Origin of the sequence: Proteus genomosp. 6 (assembly GCF_040139785.1) — a bacterium.
In the GTDB taxonomy this organism is placed as follows: domain Bacteria; phylum Pseudomonadota; class Gammaproteobacteria; order Enterobacterales; family Enterobacteriaceae; genus Proteus.
Genome location: NZ_JBEEVJ010000035.1, coordinates 1 through 2,558, shown reverse-complemented (window position 1 = coordinate 2,558; position 2,558 = coordinate 1). Strand labels below are relative to the sequence as shown.

The window sequence follows — 2,558 nt, the reverse complement described above, 5'->3', positions numbered from 1 at the left end:
GCGAGCGCTATATTTCGATACTTAAGATCTAATGCATCTAATGCTTTAGATCTGGCTTCAATATCTTCTGTTTTCTTCGCAGATTCATTGTAGATACGGTCTATTTGCTGGCTTTCTTCAAAGTAGCTTTTTTCTCTTGAACTCATGCTATTGGTTTGAGTCGCTAACGTAGCTTCATCGTTAAATTTGACTGTGGCTTCTTGCAGTTTTTTACGAGCCTCTTCCATATCACGATGCTTTTTGACGGCATCATCTGCTTTTTGCGTCCATTCTGCGAGAGCAACAGATGAGCGTTCAATTGCTTCTCTTTGCTTATCAGTCCATTTAGCCCCATTTTCATGTGATGCTGCATAAAGAGAAGCGGCTTTTTCACCTTGTGAAGCCCTAACCTTCTGAACCTCTGTTGCCACACTTAAATCTGCTATTTTCCGCTCATATTGTTCTGCGGTTCTTTCAGCTTCTTTTTGCGCTTTTTCATAGGCACTTTGGGTTGCCTTTCCTGTTTGAAGAGATTCATTGATTTTCTGTTGATTTTGATAAGCAACAACTTGGTTATTAATATATTTCTGCCTATTTTCAGCATGTTCGGGTGTATTTGTTAATCCCTCATCGTCAGCAGAAAATTCAGCTTGTTTAATGACCCTTGCCTCACCTGTTAATGAAGAGAGAATTTTATTTCGCTCAGAATTATCTATTAACGCTTGCTGTTTATCAGTTAATGTTGCATTGGGAATGCGCATTGGAATATTAACTAATGCCTGTCGAGTCGCTAAGACACTATTACCAATATTCATGATTTGATTGAATTTGGTTTGCTCGGCATTCATTAATAGTAGTGATTGATGGGTTTTATTTTGTTCTAAGTCCTGCTGACGTATAAGAAAATTCCGTTGGCTGTCTACCGCATTTAATGCGCTTGTTGTTCTTTCTTTCTCTTGTTCCATTTGAGACAACCGTTGAGTTTCAACGGCTAATGCAGATACGGTTTCTTTTATACGCCATTGCAATCTTTCTCTTGCTACACCTTCCGGCAAGTTATCCGCTTCACGTTGAGCACTTACTATGCCACGCTCCATGTTTTTGATTTTAGCAATTTGCTTTTCGTATTCTTCAATTTGAACTTCAAGCGTTTTCTTTATATTTTTTGACTCATCATGCGACTGCGATAAAGTCATGTTAGGCATACGTTCTTTCAGAGTATCTAGCGTATTAGCATACTCAAGGGCAGATCTTCTCGCCTCTTGCTGGCGCTGATGCATAATATACCAAGCAGTCGCGCCCGCCATCACGAGACCAGGAACCCCACCAATTAACCCCATTGCACCACCCAAAAGGCGTGTTCCAACTGAAGTTACTCTATTAAGGTTTTCTTGTGCTGTGCGTCTAGCTGAAATATTCCGGTTTAATGTTCCTTGTGCGGAAGCTAAGCGACGTTCAGCCAATGCTTGTTGTTCAACACTTTGTGCTGCTAACCTTGCCTGTTGAGCACGATAGACTGCCGCCCTTGCTCTAGCCGTTGATATTTTGATACCTTGCAATTGAGCTTGAGCATGTGCTATTTCACTTTTTGTTGCACGCGCAACCCCAATGGTTGCATTTGCCACACTCGTTGTTAACCCACCAAAATAACGAGCCAACCCCAAACCAATTAACACACCAGAAACAGAGGCTATACCATCAATATTGTTCGCGATCCCCTCCATTGCGGTTGATAGTGTGCGAGTAGCACCTGATGTTTCATTAACATTGCCAATCCATGCCATGAACGCATTTTCAATCTTCTGTGCAGACCCACTTACCGTGGCTGGCAATTGCTCAAACTCGGCTCGTAACTGTTGCGTATTCGTCAGGATAGGAACAATTTTATCCATCGTGAGCAGTCCACTTTGCGACATTTCACGCAGGCCACCAATCGTCGTTCCCATACCATCAGCCAGCATTTTTGCTAATCGACCACCATTCTCCATGACAGCATTAAACTCTTCACCACGAAGAACACCCGAACCTAATGCTTGGCTTAGCTGTGTAATAACAGAGCTGGTTTCTTCAGCACTGGCGCCAGAGAGTTTTAATGAAGTTGCAATGGTTTCGGTAACTTTCACAACATCACTTGAGGCATAACCCGCATCACGCATGGATTGTGCAACACGGCTGTATAGATTCGTATTCGCTGCAATCGATGTGCCCGTTCTTTGGCTCAACGTCATTAACTCTTGCTGTGCTTGTTTAAAATCTTCCAGCGAGGTAGACGCTAATTTTAATCGACCGCTGAGTTGACTCCATGTGTCTGCATAATTGATAAGTTGCTGTGTTGCAAAAGCTCCTGCAAATGCACCCGCAACGCCTGATACAGTATTTTTAATGGACGATAATTCACCATTTAGATCATGAATAGCGCGTTGCATTTCACGAGATGCACCACTGGCACGTCGCCCGCCTTGCTCAATGATCCGATAATAGTTTTCTCCCATACGCGAAGCCCGCGCTATTTCAGATTGAAACGAGGAAGAATTAGCAGAAATTTTAATAATCAGTTCACGCAGTTTTGCCATTTTATC

The 2,558-nt window shown here is 42.6% G+C and carries 1 protein-coding gene; it reads right to left on the bottom strand.

What is annotated here, in order from left to right:
• Positions 1–2,558: phage tail tape measure protein (locus ABN212_RS18585; protein WP_349443564.1), on the bottom strand; the 2,558-nt coding region annotated here is incomplete at both ends.